Below are 20,522 nucleotides of genomic sequence, written 5' to 3'. Positions count from 1 at the left end.
CAAAAATTTTCTACATGAAATATTTAATTGTCGGTCTTGGTAATAAAGGTTCCGAATATGAAAATACACGCCATAATATAGGTTTTAAAGTTGCGGAAAAAATTGCGGAAACACTTGACGCTTCTTTCAATACCACTAATTTTGGATGGATGGCAGAGGGTAAATATAAAGGAAGAAAAGTATTAATCTTAAAGCCGGACACGTATATGAACCTTTCCGGAAATGCCGTAAAGTATTGGATGCAGAAAGAAAATATTCCTTTGGAAAATATAATGATTGTAACCGATGATCTGGTATTGCCTTTTGGAACCCTTAGGATGAAAATGAAAGGATCTGACGCCGGACACAACGGGCTTAAAAATATTAATGAAGTATTACAAACTCAGAATTACGCAAGACTCCGGTTTGGAATATCTGCAGACTTTTCAGAAGGCCGACAGGTTGACTATGTTTTAGGGACATGGAATGAAGAGGAGCGAGAGAAGCTGCCCGAAAGAATTGACAAGTTTTCAAAAGCATGTTTGTCATTTGTCTTTGCTGGTATTAATAATACAATGTCTGCTTTTAATGGTAAATAAACTTGAGTTTCATATAAATTAAAGCCCCCTGAAATGGAGGCTTTGTTATTTGTAGACTGTAATGTCTTTTATTATTTTCTTTTCAAAGAAGTTTTTTTCACTTACGGTAAATCGATAATTGTGCTCCTGCTCAAAAAACTCTATTGGAGTGGTTGGTGAGTTATCGGGCTTCCACCTGATGACTAAAGTGACTTCATTACCGGAATTCATATCCTTGTCCGAAAATCTAAATAATGTACTTGGCAAAGGATTGTTGACATTTTCTTGAATATCAGATTTTGCTGTTTTGGGTTGTAGTTGAACCATATCCTTTAGCAAAAGAGAAAAAGCTTTTCCAATATATTTTTCTTTATTGGTCTCAAACTTTTTGGCATAGGCAAGAGTATCACTGACTGTTTTTTGAGCTTTTAAAAAACCATTTAAGAAGAGTAGAGCTCCAATCAGAAGAATGTTTATTTGTATTTTCATAAGTATATTGGTAACATCATTTCGAGTATCAAATGTAAGTATTTTTCTAAACCTGTAATGTCAGGCACTTTGTTAAAACTTTGCTAAAACAAGATCTTAATGATGGTTTAAATAAAGAAGACCATCGAATTTCGATGGTCTTTGGAGTATTGAATAGTTCCTTTTGATCTAAAATATGCAACTAATCATTTATTATAACCAGGTTACAGCACCTGTTTCAACATCATAGTTAGCTCCAACGATTTTAATTTTACCTTCGGCTTCAAGGTTTCTAAGCGTTGAACTTTGTTTACGGATATCTTCGATCGCTTTTTTCACATTTTGCTGATTAAGCCTTTCCAGAAGTGCGCTGTTTTTTGATGAGCGTTCTTCATTTTCTTCAATTATGTCATTGATGATTGGATCAAAATGATTGATAAGGTGGTTAAGGTTATCCATTCCCATGCCTTCAATTTGTGCTGCGTCAAGCCCTCCCTTTAAAGCTCCACATTTAGTGTGTCCTAAAACAACAACAAGTTTGGAACCGGCAACGTTACAGCCAAATTCCATTGAGCCAAGGATATCCTGATTGACAAAGTTACCAGCGATTCTGATACTGAAAACATCTCCTAATCCCTGATCGAATATAAGCTCCGCAGATGTACGACTGTCGATACAGCTTAAAACCACTGCAAAAGGCCATTGTCCTTCACGTGTGTCATTTACCTGCTCCAGAAGGTCTCTGTTGGCTTTAAGGTTATTTACAAATCTTTGATTTCCTTCTTTTAAAAAGTCTAATGCTTTTTCAGGAGTAATCGTAGACTGTGTTTCATACGTATGTGCTTTCATATAATTTAATTGTTTTACAAATTTAAAGTTAAAAAAAAATTTTATTTTGAATGAGCTTACATTGCTCTTTTATGAGTAATTATGATATGTGAATTTTCATCTTTCTCATAATCTCTATATGATGTTTTAAAACCTAATAGTTCTACATTGATATCTTCTTCCTTTGCCCGGATATTAGCAAAATCCTGAATCATTTCCAGAACATCCGTCGCAATGTATGAAGTATCTCTGGCATCAATGGTTAACATAGAATTAGGTTTAATATTTTTAAGTGTTTTTTTGATGGCTGCTTTATTTAAAAATGAAACTTCTTCTGCCAGTTTAATCGTGATTCCATCTGCATCATCCAACTTTTCTCTGCTTAAATAATAAGCTCTTTTCATATTTCCCTGAAGAATATAGAAAATAGAGATAGCAAGCCCTATTCCAACTCCTTTTAGTAAATCTGTTGCCACAATGGCTACAACGGTTGCTACAAATGGTATAAACTGAAATTTTCCTAAACGCCAGAAATGTTTAAAAGTGGCAGGTTTCGCAAGTTTATATCCGACTAAAATCAATACCGCTGCTAATGTAGCGAGAGGGATTAGATTGAGTAAAAACGGAATTGTAAGTACACACACCAAGAGCAGGACACCGTGGATCATAGCCGAAAGCTTAGAGGTTGCTCCTGCATTTGCATTGGCTGAACTTCTTACAACTACAGAAGTCATCGGGAGTCCTCCAATAAATGAGCTTACAAGATTTCCAATTCCCTGTGCTTTAAGTTCCAGGTTGGTATCTGTTATCCTTCTTTGTCTGTCTAATCTATCCGATGCTTCAATACAAAGTAGCGTTTCAATAGAAGCTACAATCGCAATTGTTGCTCCTGCTATCCAAACCTTCGTGTTTGTAAATCCACCGAAGTCAGGAAATGTAATTAAATTTTTAAAATCCTCAATAGATTTTGGAACAGGTAAAGAAACCAAGTGTTCTGTTTTTATTGCCAATGAGCTTCCTGTCGCTTTAAAGACTTCATTCAATAAGATTCCTGCAACTACGGCAACCAATGCTCCGGGAAGCATTTTCATCCTTCTTAGAGTAGGAGCTTTGTCCCAGATTAACAAAAGGCTTATTGAAACAATAGTTACAATAATAGCTCCCGGATGTATAGCATCAAATAGCTCGGTGAAATAATTAAAATTTAGCCCATTATCAAAGATCGACTCGTGTCCCTCGTAGTCCTTGTCAAATCCTAATGCATGGGGGATTTGCTTTAAAATAATAATGATACCAATGGCTGCAAGCATCCCTTCAATAACATTATTAGGAAAATAATTAGAAATACTCCCAGCTCTGACAAATCCAAGGACAAGCTGAATAAATCCAGCAACAATCCCCGCACAAAGGAAAAGTTCAAATGCGCCAAGGTCTGTAATAGCTGTTAAAACTATTGCTGTCAATCCTGCGGCAGGACCAGAAACCGAAATGTTTGAATTACTAATTGTTCCTACTACGAGCCCTCCTACAATACCCGCAATAATTCCGGATAAGGGCGGAGCACCTGAGGCTAAAGCAATCCCTAAACATAAGGGAAGAGCTACTAAAAATACAACGAGTCCTGAAGGGAAATTTTCCTTGATTCCTCCTATTAATGATGTCTTTTTCATGATGTAAGCTGTGAAATACAATCGATTTATCTGTCTAATCAGTTGTAAAAGATTAAAAATTTAATTTTTAAAAGGCGTGTGTGTTCCATATCAAAAAATGATACAGTAGTGTGTAAACTATCAAAAAAATCTAACTATCAGGATTAGGCTTCCGGAGGAGGAGAGAATATCGTTAATAGAGGCGACAGATGAAAGGAATCATCTATCAGAACAAAAGACCTGTCTTTTGGATCAGGTTCGAAAAATTTAAGAAAATCGAATACATCCAAAGTTTTTGGAAGTGTCTTTTCGTAAACAGTAAAAGTGGTAGGATGAGAATGTGGCTCTTCTTCATTTACTATTATATTTGTTCTCAGTAAATCCCAACCAGCTATGACAGCAATGCTTGGCAGTGCTGTAAAGTTGAGGAAAACCGTTAAAACAATAATACTCCAGAATTTCATCTCACATTCTTTTTAGAAAAACTACGTTGTTTTTCTGTTCATTACCCAATCAGATTCCGTAAGGTTATAGATTTTCTGGATATCTTTCAAAACTTTTTCGAAATCTATCTCTAAATCAATAATTTTCCCGGTTCTAAGATCGAATACCCAGCCGTGAACAATAGGATACTCTTCTAAAATGTATCTTTCTTGTACACAAGCCATTTTAATAACGTTAATGCATTGCTCCTGAACATTCAGTTCAACAAGTCTGTCATAACGTTTACCTTCATCCTGAATAGAATCAAGCTCACCCTGGTGTAATCTGTAAACATCCCGAATGTTTCTCAACCAAGGATTTAACAATCCTAAATCCTGAGGAGTCATCGCTGCTTTTACACCACCACAGTTGTAATGCCCACAAACAATAATGTGTTTTACTTTTAAGTGTTCTACAGCGTATTGGATAACAGCTGTCGAACTCATATCTAAAGTATTAACTACATTAGCGATGTTTCTGTGAACAAAAACTTCTCCAGGTTTAGCCCCCATTAATTCTTCAGCTGTAGCTCTGCTGTCTGAACATCCGATATACAGATAGTCAGGATGCTGAGTCTTCGCTAATTCTTCAAAATAGGCTGGATCCTGAGAAATTTTGGATTCTACCCATTTTCTATTGTTTTCGAAAATAACTTCATACGATTGAGACATAAAATAAATTTAAGGGTTTATAATTATTTATTTCGTTTAAATTATTTTCAAATCTAATAGATTAAATCAATAATCATGCAAAAATATAATTTTTGATGAAAGGTTGATCTCTTTTAACAAAGTTTAATATTGAAATATACATAAAATCATATTTTACTTTTAAAACTTGTCAATGATATTGTTTTTTATTGTAAAATCAAGGGCGGTGTGGTAATTTTAGCTCATAAATAACGGGATAAAATTACAAACTATTTAATTATAAAGGAATAATATAATAATTAAAATATTCTTAAAATAAATAAACGGATCTAAAGGTTTTGTTTATATTTTATTATTGATGTAGCCTTCTGTAGCATCTTCTTTCGGATAGATTTTGCCAGGATTTCCAACTACAACGGAATCGGACGGGATATCGAAATTGACATAAGAATTAGGAGCAATCAAAACATTATTTCCTACAGTAATACCTCCTACAATTACTGCATTTGCACCGATCCATACTTCATTACCAATGGTAGGGATTCCTGTATTTTTTCCACGATTTTGCTGGCCTATAGTAACACCTTGCGCGATATTACAATTTTTTCCGATTTGAGTATTGGGATTGATTACCAGACTTCCCCAATGTCCTAAATAAAGTCCTTCCCCAATCTGAGTTTCCGGATAAATCTGAAAACCATATTTTATCTGGTGATGCCTTAAAATGAATCTCCAGAAAATCCCTAATATTGATTTTTTCTTATGTTCCTGAGCTTTTCTTAGAAGGTAAATAAAATGAAGATTAGGATTAACACATTTTGCCCAAATCTCAAGGGTGGAAAGCCATTTCCCATTTTCTCTATGGAAATCTTTTTGAATGGTAGTGCGTTTTTCTGACATATCTTGATTTGAACCGGTTTAAAAATGACGGATGTAATTACAGCTCGTCTAAAATACGACTTATTTTATTTACTGAATTTTCAAGATTAAAAGGCATCTCGTAATTTTTGAGATTTTCCTGGTATTTTAAAAAAAAGATTGGTTCTTCTAAAGCCTTTTTCATTCCTTCATAAATGCCATCTTCTGAATTTTCAACAATCAGTCCCAATTCTCCATTATCCAACATTTCCTTTACGCCGGAAACTTCTGTAGCAATGATTTTTTTCTTTAAAGTAATAGCTTCAAAAAGAACTGTGGGAAAGCCTTCATATCTCGAACTCAATATATAGAATGAAGCATTTTTGAAATAAGGATACGGATTGTCTGTGAATCCTAACATGGTAGCCGATTCATCAATACCTAGCTCGGATTTTAATTTTTTGATATTTTCAAAATCATAGCCATCTCCTATAATCAGAACTTTATGCTTTAAGCCTTCATCAAGTAGCTTTTTATGAGTTCTTAAAAGCCTGTCAAAGCCCTTTTGAGGGAAGACGGTTCCTACTGAAACAAATGTCGGTACAGTTTCTTCAAAATGATAATTTATAACAGGTTTTTCAGCTTTGCTTACAATTTCTTGTGTATCCAAAGGATTGTAAATTCTTATCACCTTTCTTTTTTCAAAATCATTTTCAGCGAGATCATAAAATAGATCTTCAATTTTTTTAGAAATAACCAGTATTCTATCAAAGTTGAAAAATTTTTTGATTTCCTCATCTGAATATCCTTTTACTTCAGATAAGTCATTGTGAATCCAGACAACTTTTTTTGAAGATTGCAAAGGTGAGTTCAAAATCTCGTCGCGCATTCCATGAATGGCTGCAAACTCTATGTCGTATTTTTTGTTCTTTAATTTACCCTTATAAAGTAGAGTGGGAAATCTTTTTAAGATATTCTGATAGATAACTCTTTTTGCTTTTGGAAGAATGTCCTGAATACGGTTTGTGGTAATCATTTCCCCTTTGTTAAGATAGATGATATTGATCCAGTCCGGAATCTCAGATAAATATTTTCCTGAATACAGATTTAAAAGCAGGTCAATTTCATATTGATCAGAGGGAAGGTTCTTTAAAAAAGTAGCGAGTACTTTTTCGGCTCCTCCATGGCGAAGAGAGCCGATTCGGATAAGGATTTTCTTCTTATCAGTCATTCGTTTTCTTTACAGGTTTATAAGTATAAGGTAAATTTTTTGAAATATACTCATCAAGGTGTGGACGAATTGTTTCTAATTCGCGAGGGTACATGGTGTTGTTTTCCAATGATTTATCTCCGTATTGTTCAATGGTGCATATAAACTTTGCAGGAACTCCCGCATAGACTGAGTTATCGGGCATTGAAGAATTCAGAACCGAACCTGCTCCTAAAATACAATTATTTCCCATTTGTGATCCTGGTAAAAAAGTACAGTTATTTCCTACGAAGCAGTTTTCACCAATCCTTATCCTGCCAAAGTTTCTGGCGTCTTTGTATTTTTCCATACTTCGGATGACATACATTGCACCATCGTGGTTAATGAAAGTACATCCTGCTGTAATTTTAGTTCTAGTACCTATTTCAATAAGATAAGGTTCCGAACCGAAAGCAGGAGCTTCAATAAAAATTACATCTTTTCCTACCTTCATACCTCTGGATTTGCAAATTTCAATGTATGCCCTGTCATAAATGCTTTTCCAGATTGTATGTATTTTTAGGATAAGTCTGTATAATAGATTCATTGTTATTGATTAAAGTTTCTACTTCACCAAATCGGTGATAATTGCTTCTACACTATCGAAAATCTTTTGGTTGTCAAATTGTTTTTCAATATCCTTTAAATTTATCTTTATTTCAGAAACTAATTCCGGTTGCGTAAGAAATGCCTTCATCGATTCGTACATATCATCAACTTCGTAATTGATAAGATAACCATTCTCCTTATGAGTAATCATTTCGGGAATTCCTCCTACATTGGTTGCTATTATAGGTTTTTGTAGTATTAATGCATCCGCAATAATTAATGGCCACCCTTCAGACTCAGAAGGAAGAATGAAAAAATCTGAGTTTTTTACAAAAGGGTAAGGGTTTATCATGGATCCTAAAAGCTGGAAACTATTAGTTACTCCAAGATTTTCTGCCTGTTTGCTTAAGTTTGCGCGCTCTTCTCCATCACCAATGATGATGATGTGATGATCAAAACCGTCCTTCAATAATTGAGCATGTGCCTCCATAAGCTTATGAAATCCTTTTCGGGTATGCAGTCTAGCTACTGAAGCAAAAACAGGTTTTTTAGGAAATTCTGGAGTAAATTCTATTGCTTTTTGCTTTAATTCTTCAATAGGAATGGCATTTAAAATAACTTGATTTTCAGGTATTTTCAAATCAGGATAAGTCTCGACTAATATATCTTTAGTCTGCTGGGACCCGAAAATAAAATAATCAAATTGTGGAATTTGACGTAGAATTCGGGGGACTATCGGCTGAAGTTTTGGAACTGTAATGTCTGAATGGAACCAGCCTATTTTTTTTGATTTTTTATTTGAGGAGTTTAAAACAGGGCTGAAATCTGAATAAGTTGCTGCAATTTCCACATCATAATTTTCATTTAATAGGTTATCTGCAACTTTAGAATCTATTTGAGCTTTTCGAAGTTTGAATCTTCTGCTCAACAACTGTGCTTTATGAATAATAGGATTTTTAGAGAAATCTTCTTTTCCCTTAGTAAGATATACTTTTCTTACATGATTTGGAAATTCATTACGCAACTCACCTTGATTCATATTGAGGCATATTGTTATTTCAAACTGATCTTTGTTGAGATGATTAAGCATACTTAGAATCACTTTTTCCACACCTCCCATTTCCATTGAACGATGCCTGAAAAGAACTTTTACTTTTTTGTTATGGCTCATTGTTGTGAAAATTTTTGTAAAATGATTAATATCTTTTTCTTGATTCTATAGGATATTTTATTTTGATACTCCAATAAATTAAAAATTTCCTGTGCGTTACTAAAAGTCTCAGGAATTTCTATCCCATTGATTTTTTTTAAGTTTCTTCGCTGCATGGCTTGCCAGATTACAAGAGCATAATATTCGCGAGATTTTTTTTTGTTATTATTTTGGGAGATTCCTCCAGAATGAGTTCTATATAAATAATTCGTCTTATTTATAAAGTAAACTTTTCCTACCTCATATAATTTATAATATAAATCCTGATCTTCAGCAATTTTTAGTTCTGGATTTATTTTTATGGTTTTCATGTAAGTATCTCGTCTAAATGCAACAAAATGTGCGATTTGAATTGGATAATTAAAAAAAAGAGGATCGTTATTGAGTACCTGGCTGGAAGCCTTAAAAGGGTAAAGTGGCTTCAAATTTTGATCGCAGATTGAAAGCCGGGAATAGGTAAGGACTATATCTTTTTTAGAATTAAATACATTTATTGTTTCTTCAATTGCTGTAGGAAGAATTGCATCATCAGGATCTACAAATCCGCAGATCTCTCCGGTTGCAAGTTCAATACACCTTCTTTTTGTATATCCAACTCCCTTATTTACTTGATTTTCGAAGAATTTAAATCTGCTATTATTGGCTATTATAGATTTCACCATTTCTTTTTCAGCATCACTAGAACAATCATCTATGATAATTGCTTCCCAATCTGTGTATGTTTGTTTTTGAAGGCTTTCATAGCAGTCTTTAAAATAGGTTGCATTGTTATAATGTGCGATGAGAACTGAGAATTTCATTTTTTAATATTCTTATATAAATTGGAAAATGCTTATTTAATCATATTTTTATATTAAACACTTAAAAAGATATTACTTTTAAACAAATGTAGTCAAAAAAAATATATATTTTTGTAACAAAATAAGCACAATGAATGAATTAGGAAGAGTATTTAAAACGTTTATGGGATATCTGAAAAGGCCTGATCTTTATCCTGAGCTGGGGAGGAAGATTTTGAAGAATATCATCAATAGAAATAATGCTTTTAAAGGAAAAGAAAAAACAAATTCTTGGGCAGAATCAAAGGCGATCTCTCAAAAAGAGGCTGTTGCTCAACTTTTTGGAACAAATATAGATTCGTTTAGAAAGGAATATCATCAAGTTTTAAGCATTGCAGAACAAAATGAAAAAGAATGTCCTATAAAGATGGGAGGACCTGGTGCACTGGAGCTAATATATTATGCATGTGAATTTTCACAGGCAAAAAGTGTAATAGAAACTGGAGTCGCTTATGGATGGTCTTCGTTAGCCTCATTGCTGTCACTTGAAAAAAGAGGAGGTACGTTATATAGTTCTGATATGCCTTATTTAGGTCAGAACGGAGATCAATATGTAGGGTATGTAGTGCCTGAGGGGTTAAAACAATCTTGGAAGTTATTCCGTTTTGCTGATAAAGAATCTTTACCTAAAATTTTTAATGAAAACCAGGTTTTCGATGTTATTCATTATGACTCTGATAAAAGCTATGATGGCAGAATGTGGGCGTATAGTGAGTTACACAAACATTTAAGAAGTGGAGGAGTGTTTATTAGTGATGATATTGGTGATAACTCTGCGTATCAGGATTTTTGTGAAAAAAATAATATAGAAAGTATAGTTGTTGAATTTGAAGGTAAATATGTAGGTGTTTTCATAAAATAAAATACTTATTCTATAATACATCCTATTTCTTCATACTGTTTGCGGAATCTGGTGGTCCATTTTTCAAATTCAGATACATTAATTTTTTCTGAAATAAAGTTTTTAAAGTAATCTAAAGAAAAATCTTTTGGATAATTTTCCATTGAATCAAAGTCGTTCTTAAACCAAGCTTCATTAATTATATGATTAAATAGGTTAACATCAAAATCAAATCCATATTTGTGGTAAGAATTAGTAGCTGAAGATTGAAAAGTAGTTTTCATGGATTCTACTTTTAGTTTGGAAATGAAAAAGGGATTACTCTGATGCTTTTTATAGTAAACAGAGGCGTTGATTAGTTGTTTTTTTTCATCGACTCTACCTTCCATACCTTTCCAGATTGCTAACCAATATTCCTTGTTAAAAAAACCCATTAATATAGAGTTGAGTGCCCAGTATTTCCCTTGAGTATAGTTGTCAACTTTTCCTAATTTATATAAAATACTAAAGAATTTGTATTTATTATAGAAAAATGCAGTCATTAGTTTTTCATTGAGTAACAATAATTTTTGGGGCTTCGAAGATTCTAGATTTTCGGATATGGATTGGATAGTAAGATTTTTTAGATCAGATTGATTACCAAGCCATCCTAATTTTACAAGATTGATGTTGTGCTTTTCTGCATCTTTTATTAAGTTGTCTGTATTAACAGGAGAAGTAAACCATACATCATCTTCTGTAACAATGACATATTTCGAAGAATTTTCAACCATTTTATGCCAGAATTTTGTTGGAATCTCGAAACCATTAATATTTTTTCCTGAAGCTAAGTTTTCATTAATTGCTTTTGTCTTTTTTTCGTAATTGTCGGAAAGGTATATTTCTATTTCAGGATATTTTGTTTTGATTTTATCAAGATATTTTTTTGGAGTGCCATCATCTAAAATTTTAATTTTGAAATTGCCCGAAATATTTTGGTAAATCGATGCAATACATCGGTCTAAGTAAAAAGGGCGATTGAATGACTTGATTAAAATATCCATTACTAAAATTTTCTTTGAAGGTTTTTTAAGTTGTTTGTTCCTTTTTTCTAATTAATTAGACTATATAATTAGGAGTTTATTTGATAGCCCATTCTTGTTTATTTACAATAATCGTATTATCTGGTACGTCTTTGTGAATAACGCAGCCGGCACCCAAAATAACATTATCTCCAATCGTTACATCTTTTAAAATAATAACGTTAGCACCTGTCCAAACATTATTTCCAATGGTTACTCTACCTATGTTGAATGCTGTTTGAGAGACAGAAAAAGGTTTTTTTGTATATTGATGATTATGGTCAAATATTTTCATTCCTTCCCCTAAAATACAGTTTTCACCAATAGTAATTTCGCCAAGACATGATATGGTAGCCCTTGTTATATAAGTATTCTTGCCTATACTCAGTTTAGCATTAGGTTTTACAGTAATATAATTAGATTGATTAATCACTACGTTTTCTTCAATATGAAATTGTGCATTTGGAGATATATCAAAAAAGTTATTAGATCCTATCCGGAAGCTCTTATGTACAAAACTATTCTTATTGAAAAAGAGGCTGCGCTGGTTGGCTACAATACATAGGTTAGTAAAACTTTTTATTTTAATAAACAATAGTCCTAATGTTGATTTCATGTCTTCTTTTTTTTACATCATTTTGATACAAAGATAAAATTTTAGCTTTTATTCCAATTTTTTTGTGGAAACTTTAATATTTTCTATGAAGTGATTAATAAGTGTGGTTACTCGTATTACAAAGTTGAAAAGTTTATTTATATCAGATTGGTTTCCTAACTCTCCTAGTTTTATAGATTGATGTTGTTTTTTTATAATAGACTGTATGAGGGTAATATTTGTGGGCTAAATTCCATTATTATAATATTACAAATATAAACATTCAAAGCAAATTCCTTATTTTTGGAAAATATAAATGAATGAGTGAAATTTTGAATATTTTTAAGAGGCCTGTAGCTTGCCTTTCAAGATAACAAATGTATTTAGACTAGGTAGGACGTTTGTGAAAATATTTTAATAGAAACCCTCTTTTGTTATTAAATAAATTTTGAAAATGAATCCTTTAGTTAGTATTGTCATCCCAGTATTTAAGGTAGAAAAATTCATCGAAAGATGTTTAAGTTCTGTTATAAAGCAAACATACAAAAATATTGAATGTATTTTAATCAATGATGTATCTCCGGATTCATCAATGGAAGTTGCAGAAAATTTTATTCTTAATAATCCAGATTTCAATTTTATTGTTTTTAATCAACCCACGAATCAAGGGCTTTCTATGGCAAGAAATGCCGGGATAGACCTAGCTAAAGGAAAATATATTTATTTTCTTGATAGTGATGATGAAATAACAGATTATGCCATTGATCATTTGGTGAAATTGGCTGAAGAAACCAATGCAGAAATGGTTTTAGGACAAAGTGTGTGCATTAATGAAGAAGAGAACTGGAGAAGAAATTATTTTCCTATTCGTTCTAAAAAAGATGTTCTTGAAGGAAATAAAAATATAGTCTGGAATTTTGTAAAGGAACAATATCCAGTGATGGCCTGTGATAAGCTTGTGAGATTGGACTTTCTGATGAAACACAAACTTTATTTTGTAAAAGATCTATTTTCTCAGGATGTTTTGTGGAGCTTCCAGAGTATGCTGAAATTTGAAAAGATTGCTTTCCTGAGAGAAGATACCTATTTCTATTACTTTCACGGAGCATCTATCATCCATAACAGAGGAGAAAAACATTTTGGAAACTGGATTACGATTGCTTCTTTTATGGACAAGGCTTATCATGAAGAAAAAGATGATTATAAGAAAAAGATGATCACTGAATACCTTGTTAGTTTCAAAGCCTCAACTCTGGAAATGAACTGGAAAGCTCAGAAAAATGAAGTGCTATGGAAGAAAAGTTATAAAGCTTATTCTACAATGAAAATGCTAGATATTTTAGATTATTTTTCTTCCGAATATTCTTTAAAATTAAAAAAGCAAGACTTTTTTTATCGCTTACCTTTGTTTATTGGATATCCATTTTTTCGATGGAGATTTAATAGGTAGATAGATTGTACAATTTTTGGCAATGATTTTTTTACAGTAAATTGAAAATCCGATAAAGATTGGCTTTAACAAGCGGAAACATATATAGTCAGATCAATTACTCTATAATAGTGTCCCTTAAGGGATAGTATTTTTCTAGTATTCTGCAAAGATATGACTCTTTGTCGGCCAGTCTATTTTTTTTGAAATATTCTTCTACGTCTGGAACATTAATGTCATAGCCAGAACCATCCTTAATGAGATTTAATTTAATTTTTTTGTTATAAAACCGTTCTATAATTTCTAAGATTTCAATAATTGCATAATTTTGAATATAAGCAACATTGATAATTTTGTTTCGTTCATGTCTCTCTATGAGCTGGAATGTAATATTTCTAATATCTTCTGCATCAATGAGATTTCTGGTTGCCTTTGTGTGAACATTAATAGTTTCATTGTTATTCACTGAACGTATCAGATAATTCATGAGTAGATTGGGGTTGCCTCCATTTCCTACAGCGTTGCTTACTCTTAAGATAAGAAATTTTTCGCAGGAGCTTTTAATTAGCTGTTCCATTTTTAACTTATGGAGGACATACTGGCTTTCAGTTTTAGAAGAATCATAAATGCTACAAGTAGAGAAGTAAATGAATATCTTGTCTGGTGCTTTAGTAATAGTAGATTTAATTAGATATTCTTCTCTTAGAAATGCTTCGTCACTTGTCTCAAGGGAATTTGATACTCCTGAAGCAAAGAAAATACAATTTTCTTTGTCATTATTTGCAAACAACGATGCGATTAATCCATTACCTATAATCATTTATATTTTGAATTTTCCAATATAACAAAGATAATAATTTAAAAAATTATTGGGTGTGGTTACAAAAAAGAAAAAGAGATTTCTATAAGCCATTTTTTAGATTCAGTTATACAAATGTGAATGTCTATAACCAAAATTGTTTAAAACCAGTTCTTGGATCTGTGATATTCGCTTTCTTTCATATACATTAATTTTTTAGGAAATATCTCAAGTAAAGGTTGTCTGTAATAACATTTATTTTCTTTAGACTCTCGATTAAGCGTACATTCCACGTATTTTTTTTTGCCAGGGGATTTCAATTAATCGATAAGTGATGTGACTAGCTATTAATAATATGGGAAAAGTAATAATGAAAAGCAGATATTCATTTTGTACATTTAATACACTGGATATTTTTCTGGAAAAAATAAAAATAGGATTCTGTAAAAGATACATTGCAAAACTGATATTACCTAGATGAATTAATATTCTATGATTAAAAAGGGTAGTGATTCGCCCTTTGTTTGCGGCAATAAGCAATATTAAAGCCCCAAAGTTAAATGCTAAAAGTCCATTATGCAAAAGATAATCTCTGAAAAGATAAATCATGATAGCTATAGTTGGAATCATTAAGATTATTAAAAAATCAAAGTTTTTAGATAATTTATATTCATATCTTTTAAAAATACCCGCAAAAAGCAACCCAACCAAAAAAGTATTTAAATGAAAAAAAGGATTATAATGAAGAAAATATCTATCCAAAGAATTTTCTCCTCCATAAGAAGTAGAAGTATAAAATAAATTCATTGCAACCTGGCAAATTATCCAAAAGAGCACAACAATCACCGCAAAGGTGGAAAGTTTTAATTTTTTATAGACTTGGTTAAAAATAAAAGGAAATACCAAATAGAAAAATAATTCTACAGAAATTGACCAAGAGGGCACATTAAATGTTAAGCTATAAGCAGGAAACCAAGCTTGTATCAAAGTAAGGTTTAGGATAAGGCTAATAGGGTCTATTTTGTAATCTCCCAAATAATTAATCGCAACGAAAATAGAAACAATAATTGTTAAGCCCAATGTAAAAAGATGTAAGGGATATAACCTTGCTAATCGATTTATAAAATATCTTTTTGGCTCTACGCGATTTTGGTTACCGTAGGCTAGAACCATTACAAAACCACTCAAGGCATAAAAATAGCTTACACCCAAAGAAAAATTTTCTCGAATGACTTGTACAAATTCAGAATTACTAGGAAATAAATTACTAGCAAAATGGTAAAAAACGATAAAGCTAGCTGCAATAAACCTGGTAAAAGTGAGCTGTCCGGTATTCATTAAGTCTTTTTTAATTTCATTTTTTAATGGGTCGTTTATTAAAACTTACTAATAAACCAAAGCATTATTTTTTGAAAATTATTAATGTGAATATTATTTGACTGAAGTATATGCTTCGTAAAAGGAGTTTTATATGCATAATAGAAAAATAAAGAAGAATCTATGTCGTAATGTTGCCAAGGCTTTATTTTACCAACATAATGATAAATTGTAAACCATTTATTTCTTTTTTTATTTCCTAATTTATATAAAAAAGCATTGTAAAACAATCTCATCAAAGTGATTTTTATTCCTTTTGTAAAATTGTATTCATTGGAAATTAATTTGACACCACCATTATTACTTATAACAGAATTGAGAATGTCTTGGTCTTGAAATATTGGATTTTTAATAGTGTTGATTGCTTCAAAAAACTTTTGATCTATGTTCTGTTCTCTGATTAATTTAATGTTAAATAAAATAACACCAGCATTAAAGTAATCACTATAATCCGTCATTAATAATACATTTGAAAAATAATCCCTGTTGAAAGCATTTTCCAAATCTTTCGTCAGTAAATTTTGAACATATATACTAGGGCTAGCTATGGCCAGTTTATTTTCAAAATCTAGAGTGGCATAAAAAGAGATGTCATTATCAACAATCAAATCACTATCTAAATAAAGTACTCTTTCATAATTTTTCAGTAAATCAAATATGAAAAAACGATAGTAAGTACTTAAAGACATGTAAGAATTTAAGTGGTACTTTTCGGGATCTTCAATTTTTAGAATATGATATGATATAGAGAAATTAGAATGTGCTTTTATGATTTTATTTGCTAAAATCTTATTTTCCTCTGAAATAAATTCAGATAAAATATTAATTTCATATTTCGTGTTTTTATTACTATTTTTAATAATAGAGCTAATAACAACACTTGCATATTTAAAATAATGATCATCACATGTGAAGACGATAGGTAAAATTTTCATTATAAAGTATTATAATACTGTTCAACTTTGGAGTGGCCCTTGTGTAAAATAACTTCATCTCCAATTCCTACATCTTCGCCGCATACACACCACTCTTTTGGTAATAAATAAGGAGAAATACCAAGATCTCTTGCTACTTTCCACATCACTAAAGACGCTCTAGAGGGTTCTTTTTCCATGATCCCTGCACATTTTTTAAAAAAAGAAATTCCGTTTTTGTCATTTTTCCACAAGGTCATCGGACTTTGATTGTATGAATGTCCTAATCCTCCACTCAGATCATTTATCTTGAAAGTATCCATAGAAACCTTCATGTCTTTTTTCAGTAAATTCCTTGGGTTGGAAGGCGCACAAAAACCAAATGTTTTAGTGAGGTACACTAATGTGTATACTTCTGGTGAGGTTATGAACATATCAGAGTCTATAACACATTTAAAATCTGCATCTGAGCTAATGAGACTTATAAATTTAAAATAATCCGCAGTTCTGTATAAATGGCGAGGATGATTATGATCATTAATTGGTGATGTAACTTTTATTACATTAACACCAGGAATATTAATTTCGAAGTCAGAGTAAACGGTATATTTTGCATTCGGAAAATATTTCTTAAGAGAGGAAAGCGTTGGGTCTAATCTGGAGATTGATGAGAAATTATTTCCGCCAGAATTAATTCTGTTTTCACCAAACTCACTAAAAAGAAACTCTATTGACACAGAATCAATCAAATTTTGCAAATCCCTATTTTCAATTAAATATTGTTCAGGAGATTGCCACTCCTTGATTGGCTGTTTGTTTGTTTTTGTTTCTTGGGTTTTCTTTTTTCCCGTGATTACCGCAAAAGCTTCTTGCAATCTCCATAGTAAAGTTCCTAGCATTTTAACTTCTTTAAAAAAATTATTTTATACGACACATACTAAAAAATCACCCGTTTTTCATTAGTGTGTTTTTTAAAATCAGAGAATAGTTTCTATGTCAAATTATAACTGTAAAAATAGCAAATTAGATTTTAAAATATTTCAATGAATTCACATTTAATTTAAAATAAAAAAACTATGTATATATTCTCTTCTAATGGTTTAATGGGTTGATTTTATTTGCAAAGTATTTTAGCTCAAATATATTATTTTTCACTTATGTATAGATTAGAAAATAATTAAAGATGCTTTATATTTGTGCAAATAAAAAATTTAAATGAAATTATTTACCATTTTCACACCTACTTACAATCGAAGTATCTTGTTAGATCGTCTTTTTAAAAGTTTGTGCAATCAAACTATTCGTAATTTCGAATGGTTAATTGTTGATGATGGTTCAACCGATGATACAGAAGAAGTAATTACTAATTTTACGAAAAGTGCGGATTTTCCTATTCGATATATTAAACAAAAAAACCAAGGTAAGCACATTGCAATTAATACTGGAATAAAAAATGCCCAGGGAAAATGGTATTTACCAATTGATAGTGATGATTTTCTTGGGGGAAATGCCCTAGAAATTTGCCAAAACTTGGCATTAGAGGCAGAAAACAAAGAATTTGGTGGTTTCACTTTTATTCATGCACCTGAAGAAATGTATGGAAAAGATAAAATAAATAATACAAATAAACGGGTTGATAGTAATTATGAATGGGATTTTGCAGGGGAAATGGTGTATGCATTTAAAATGGAAATCATCCGAAAATACCCGTTTCCTGTATTTGAAAATGAAAAATTTTGTCAGGAAAGTGTTCAGCTTATCCCTATTATTAAAAATTACAAAATTCTTTACACTGATCATATTTTAGCTTTTGGCGAATATTTGGAAGATGGTTTGAGCCAGAATTTATATCAACGACTTCTAGACAACCCCAACTATGCAATGCTGGCTTTAAAAACAAAACTTATAATGGCAAAATCTCGTGATGAAAAAAAAATGATCACTAAAAATTATTGGGATATTGCCTTAAAAACTAAGCAGTCGAAGATAAAAACTTTTTTTAATTTTCCATTTTCACTAAATTATTCTTATTTTAAATTACGTTTTTTTCAAAAACTTAAGGCTTAGTTTTGATTAATAAGTCTACTGAGTTAAGCAATCAAACATTATAGCTATGTGCTCTTTTTTGCTGGATAGAATATAGCAATCATTAAGATAATTAAAATGCTAAATTAAATTTAGTTGAATAAAATATCTGAGAGCTGTTGTGCTATCAATTGATCAGTAATGTATGAGATCTCAGTATGTTTAGATTGATTTTCCAAATGATGTTTGATCTCTGTTGTTATTGTTTCTGAGAAGCTTTTATTATCTACAGAGCTAGGGAGAATAGAAATATGATTAAATTTTAAAAGCCATTCATTAATATTTCCAATTTTTGGACCAATAATAAGCTTGTTGAATTGGCTTCCTAAAATAACATTACCACTGTTTAGGATATCAATTCTTGGTAAAATAACCAAATCAGCAGCTGTAAAATATTCTGACAATATTTTGGAGTCTAAAAATTTGTATTTATAAACTCTTTTATGAAATAACTGAATGTATCGCTCCTTGAGTTTGAAAAAGATGAAACGACGAGATGTTATTTTTTTTATAGGCTTATCTATATGTGTTGCTCTTAAGTAAATTAGTTTTTTATGTTTGATTTTTATATTATTGAAAATTTTGTTGACATAATCTTCTTCATATTGATGCCGTATGCCTCCCGGGACAATGATGATGAAGTCTTTTGGTTTGAAGCCAAAAGCTTTACGTACATTTTCTTTATTTAAATCAAAATTAAAATATTTATATTTTGGATGATATAATAGTTTATGTTTAATATTTAAGTTTTTAAATTTTTCAGAATATTCTTTTTGGGAAAACTCACCCAAATGAGCTAAAATATTGGAATTTTGGAAACAAATATCAAAAATAAGATTTCTATTTTCTGATCTGGAACGATGTGCATATTCATCGTGTAACACTGTGATTATTTTAGTTCCACATTTTTTATAATATTCAAGAAGGCTTTGTAGTTTTTCTACCTCTGAATCAGAAATGTTACGTTTCCATCTAAATAAATAGTCTGGCCAATTGATTACAATAGCATTGTAGTGTGTGGTTGGTTTCCAAAACTCATTTAAAGAGGAGACTACTTCTAAGTTCTCTATTGTTTTAGAAATCTCAACCATACGTTCCATATATTCATTATCATTCTCTACAAGATCGTAGGCATATAAAATTTTTTTCATTGTGCTAAATCTATATAATCTTTCCAGAAACTGTATTTTTTATCCCACGCATGACAGCCAAATGGTAATTGGTTGCTATTGAGTCTCATACCTAAAAAAGGATGTTGCTCTAGTGAAAATTTTGCTGCTATTTTGTAGTTAGGTTTCTTGATATTCTTGGCTTCGAAACTCCAAAAAATGTCTTCATTCTTAATTTCTGAAGGCTCATTACTTTTGCTGAAATCTTCAATAATATCTTTTGAAGTAAATCGTAAGGTTTCTAAAAATTTTGATATCTTTCTTAACGAAAAGCCCCCATTACCAACATTATATACTAAGGTATCTTTATTAACATATTTTTTTCCTAAAACTTTATTATTGGCTAATCTTTTAATTAAAAATTTCAATTTTTCGGTTTTACGCATACTATAAAAACGATAATCTAGCCAGGGAGCTCCGATATAATCATAACCTTTAAGACACCAAAAGTCTAATTCATCACGAAAAACATAACAATCTAATTGGTAGACCAACATATAATTATAATGACTAAATCTTTCATAAAACTCTTTAGAAAGCATCAATTGATTATAACCAGAAATATTCTTAAAAAAATGAGAATTAAAATATTCTACCTCAATAGGTTTTTCCAATACATTATTATAAACAGAAAGGTCTAAGTTATTCGGAGCTACAAATTTTATAGGGTGTTTCCCTAATATCTTGAAACACTGTTTGAGTGAGGTAATTTCATACTCAGTTAATCTGACTTTGTAAATTGGAATAACAATAACATTCTTCATAATGTATAATTTAATGTAATGACAAGAAAATTTTCACTTTTATATATTGTATTGTTATGGCTATTTGAAATAATACTCTCCTTTGGGTAAAATGTTATGTATTTTTAAAGTTTTATAATCTTTAATACTCTATTCGGTTTTAGAAAGT

22 protein-coding genes are annotated in these 20,522 nt (G+C 31.1%); 4 read left to right on the top strand and 18 right to left on the bottom strand.

The features are described 5' to 3' along the window. Positions 1 to 14: 14 nt before the first annotated feature. Entirely contained in the window at positions 15 to 578 is a 564-nt protein-coding gene (gene pth / locus CJF12_RS12730; RefSeq protein WP_034680490.1) for an aminoacyl-tRNA hydrolase, read from the top strand. 45 nt (positions 579 to 623) lie between these two features. Here pth and CJF12_RS12725 read toward each other — a convergent pair whose 3' ends face one another. The 10 genes from CJF12_RS12725 to CJF12_RS12680 form a co-directional block, all read right to left on the bottom strand. Further along, positions 624 to 1,046: a hypothetical protein gene (locus tag CJF12_RS12725; protein ID WP_034680488.1), complete on the bottom strand. Its 423-nt coding sequence runs from the start codon at positions 1,044 to 1,046 to the stop codon at positions 624 to 626. A 192-nt stretch (positions 1,047 to 1,238) separates the two neighbouring features. Beyond that, positions 1,239 to 1,874: a carbonic anhydrase gene (locus CJF12_RS12720; protein ID WP_034680487.1), complete on the bottom strand. Its 636-nt coding sequence runs from the start codon at positions 1,872 to 1,874 to the stop codon at positions 1,239 to 1,241. Between the two features lie 56 nt (positions 1,875 to 1,930). After that, positions 1,931 to 3,523: a SulP family inorganic anion transporter gene (locus CJF12_RS12715; RefSeq protein WP_034680486.1), complete on the bottom strand. Its 1,593-nt coding sequence runs from the start codon at positions 3,521 to 3,523 to the stop codon at positions 1,931 to 1,933. A gap of 143 nt (positions 3,524 to 3,666) precedes the next feature. Then, entirely contained in the window at positions 3,667 to 3,966 is a 300-nt protein-coding gene (locus tag CJF12_RS12710; protein WP_034680485.1) for a hypothetical protein, read from the bottom strand. Positions 3,967 to 3,987: 21 nt separating this feature from the next. After that, the gene (locus tag CJF12_RS12705) at positions 3,988 to 4,656 is read right to left on the bottom strand and encodes a carbonic anhydrase (protein ID WP_034680484.1); all 669 of its coding nucleotides are present in this window, start codon (positions 4,654 to 4,656) and stop codon (positions 3,988 to 3,990) included. Positions 4,657 to 4,977: 321 nt separating this feature from the next. Further along, on the bottom strand, positions 4,978 to 5,535 hold the full coding sequence (locus CJF12_RS12700) for a serine O-acetyltransferase (RefSeq protein ID WP_034680482.1): 558 nt from the start codon (positions 5,533 to 5,535) through the stop codon (positions 4,978 to 4,980). Between the two features lie 37 nt (positions 5,536 to 5,572). Next, positions 5,573 to 6,724: a glycosyltransferase gene (locus CJF12_RS12695; RefSeq protein WP_034680478.1), complete on the bottom strand. Its 1,152-nt coding sequence runs from the start codon at positions 6,722 to 6,724 to the stop codon at positions 5,573 to 5,575. Continuing rightward, positions 6,717 to 7,196, bottom strand: coding sequence for an acyltransferase (locus CJF12_RS12690; protein WP_228423504.1), 480 nt, complete (start codon positions 7,194 to 7,196; stop codon positions 6,717 to 6,719). The genes CJF12_RS12695 and CJF12_RS12690 overlap by 8 nt, the downstream gene beginning before the upstream one ends. 111 nt (positions 7,197 to 7,307) lie before the next feature. Then, positions 7,308 to 8,462, bottom strand: a complete 1,155-nt coding sequence (locus CJF12_RS12685; protein ID WP_034680469.1) for a glycosyltransferase — start codon at positions 8,460 to 8,462, stop codon at positions 7,308 to 7,310. After that, positions 8,459 to 9,301, bottom strand: a complete 843-nt coding sequence (locus CJF12_RS12680) for a glycosyltransferase family 2 protein (RefSeq protein WP_034680466.1) — start codon at positions 9,299 to 9,301, stop codon at positions 8,459 to 8,461. The genes CJF12_RS12685 and CJF12_RS12680 overlap by 4 nt, the downstream gene beginning before the upstream one ends. Before the next feature lie 130 nt (positions 9,302 to 9,431). Here CJF12_RS12680 and CJF12_RS12675 point away from each other — a divergent pair, with 130 nt between their 5' ends. Then, on the top strand, positions 9,432 to 10,202 hold the full coding sequence (locus CJF12_RS12675; protein WP_034680463.1) for a class I SAM-dependent methyltransferase: 771 nt from the start codon (positions 9,432 to 9,434) through the stop codon (positions 10,200 to 10,202). 5 nt (positions 10,203 to 10,207) lie between these two features. On the opposite strand, the gene CJF12_RS12670 is transcribed toward CJF12_RS12675, so the two are convergent. Continuing rightward, the gene (locus tag CJF12_RS12670; protein ID WP_034680460.1) at positions 10,208 to 11,224 is read right to left on the bottom strand and encodes a glycosyltransferase family protein; all 1,017 of its coding nucleotides are present in this window, start codon (positions 11,222 to 11,224) and stop codon (positions 10,208 to 10,210) included. 76 nt (positions 11,225 to 11,300) lie between these two features. Next, positions 11,301 to 11,858, bottom strand: coding sequence for an acyltransferase (locus CJF12_RS12665; protein ID WP_084675576.1), 558 nt, complete (start codon positions 11,856 to 11,858; stop codon positions 11,301 to 11,303). A 433-nt stretch (positions 11,859 to 12,291) separates the two neighbouring features. On the opposite strand from CJF12_RS12665, the gene CJF12_RS12660 reads away from it, so the two are divergent. Further along, positions 12,292 to 13,287, top strand: a complete 996-nt coding sequence (locus tag CJF12_RS12660; protein WP_034680457.1) for a glycosyltransferase family 2 protein — start codon at positions 12,292 to 12,294, stop codon at positions 13,285 to 13,287. 97 nt (positions 13,288 to 13,384) lie between these two features. Here the strand turns inward: CJF12_RS12660 and CJF12_RS12655 are convergent, their stop codons facing one another. From CJF12_RS12655 to CJF12_RS12640, 4 genes are all read right to left on the bottom strand, one after another. Beyond that, positions 13,385 to 14,086 (bottom strand): NAD-dependent epimerase/dehydratase family protein, encoded by a 702-nt coding sequence (locus CJF12_RS12655; RefSeq protein ID WP_034680454.1) that lies wholly within the window; start codon positions 14,084 to 14,086, stop codon positions 13,385 to 13,387. A gap of 255 nt (positions 14,087 to 14,341) precedes the next feature. After that, complete coding sequence (locus CJF12_RS12650) at positions 14,342 to 15,403, bottom strand: acyltransferase family protein (RefSeq protein WP_051887135.1); 1,062 nt, start codon at positions 15,401 to 15,403, stop codon at positions 14,342 to 14,344. Between the two features lie 38 nt (positions 15,404 to 15,441). Then, a complete protein-coding gene (locus CJF12_RS12645) occupies positions 15,442 to 16,377 on the bottom strand; it encodes a glycosyltransferase family 8 protein (RefSeq protein ID WP_034680450.1) in 936 nt (311 codons plus the stop codon). After that, a complete protein-coding gene (locus CJF12_RS12640; protein ID WP_034680447.1) occupies positions 16,377 to 17,255 on the bottom strand; it encodes a hypothetical protein in 879 nt (292 codons plus the stop codon). Before CJF12_RS12640 ends, CJF12_RS12645 begins: the two co-directional genes overlap by 1 nt. 316 nt (positions 17,256 to 17,571) lie before the next feature. On the opposite strand from CJF12_RS12640, the gene CJF12_RS12635 reads away from it, so the two are divergent. Continuing rightward, the gene (locus CJF12_RS12635) at positions 17,572 to 18,423 is read left to right on the top strand and encodes a glycosyltransferase family A protein (protein WP_034680444.1); all 852 of its coding nucleotides are present in this window, start codon (positions 17,572 to 17,574) and stop codon (positions 18,421 to 18,423) included. Positions 18,424 to 18,533: 110 nt separating this feature from the next. Here CJF12_RS12635 and CJF12_RS12630 read toward each other — a convergent pair whose 3' ends face one another. Beyond that, positions 18,534 to 19,592: a glycosyltransferase family protein gene (locus CJF12_RS12630; protein WP_034680439.1), complete on the bottom strand. Its 1,059-nt coding sequence runs from the start codon at positions 19,590 to 19,592 to the stop codon at positions 18,534 to 18,536. After that, positions 19,589 to 20,374 (bottom strand): DUF5672 family protein, encoded by a 786-nt coding sequence (locus tag CJF12_RS12625; RefSeq protein ID WP_034680435.1) that lies wholly within the window; start codon positions 20,372 to 20,374, stop codon positions 19,589 to 19,591. Before CJF12_RS12625 ends, CJF12_RS12630 begins: the two co-directional genes overlap by 4 nt. Positions 20,375 to 20,522 lie beyond the last annotated feature (148 nt).

Source organism: Chryseobacterium piperi, assembly GCF_002285635.2.
GTDB lineage: Bacteria > Bacteroidota > Bacteroidia > Flavobacteriales > Weeksellaceae > Chryseobacterium > Chryseobacterium piperi.
The sequence above is the reverse complement of the archived record's forward strand: the minus strand, read 5'-3'. Positions and strand labels throughout refer to the sequence as shown.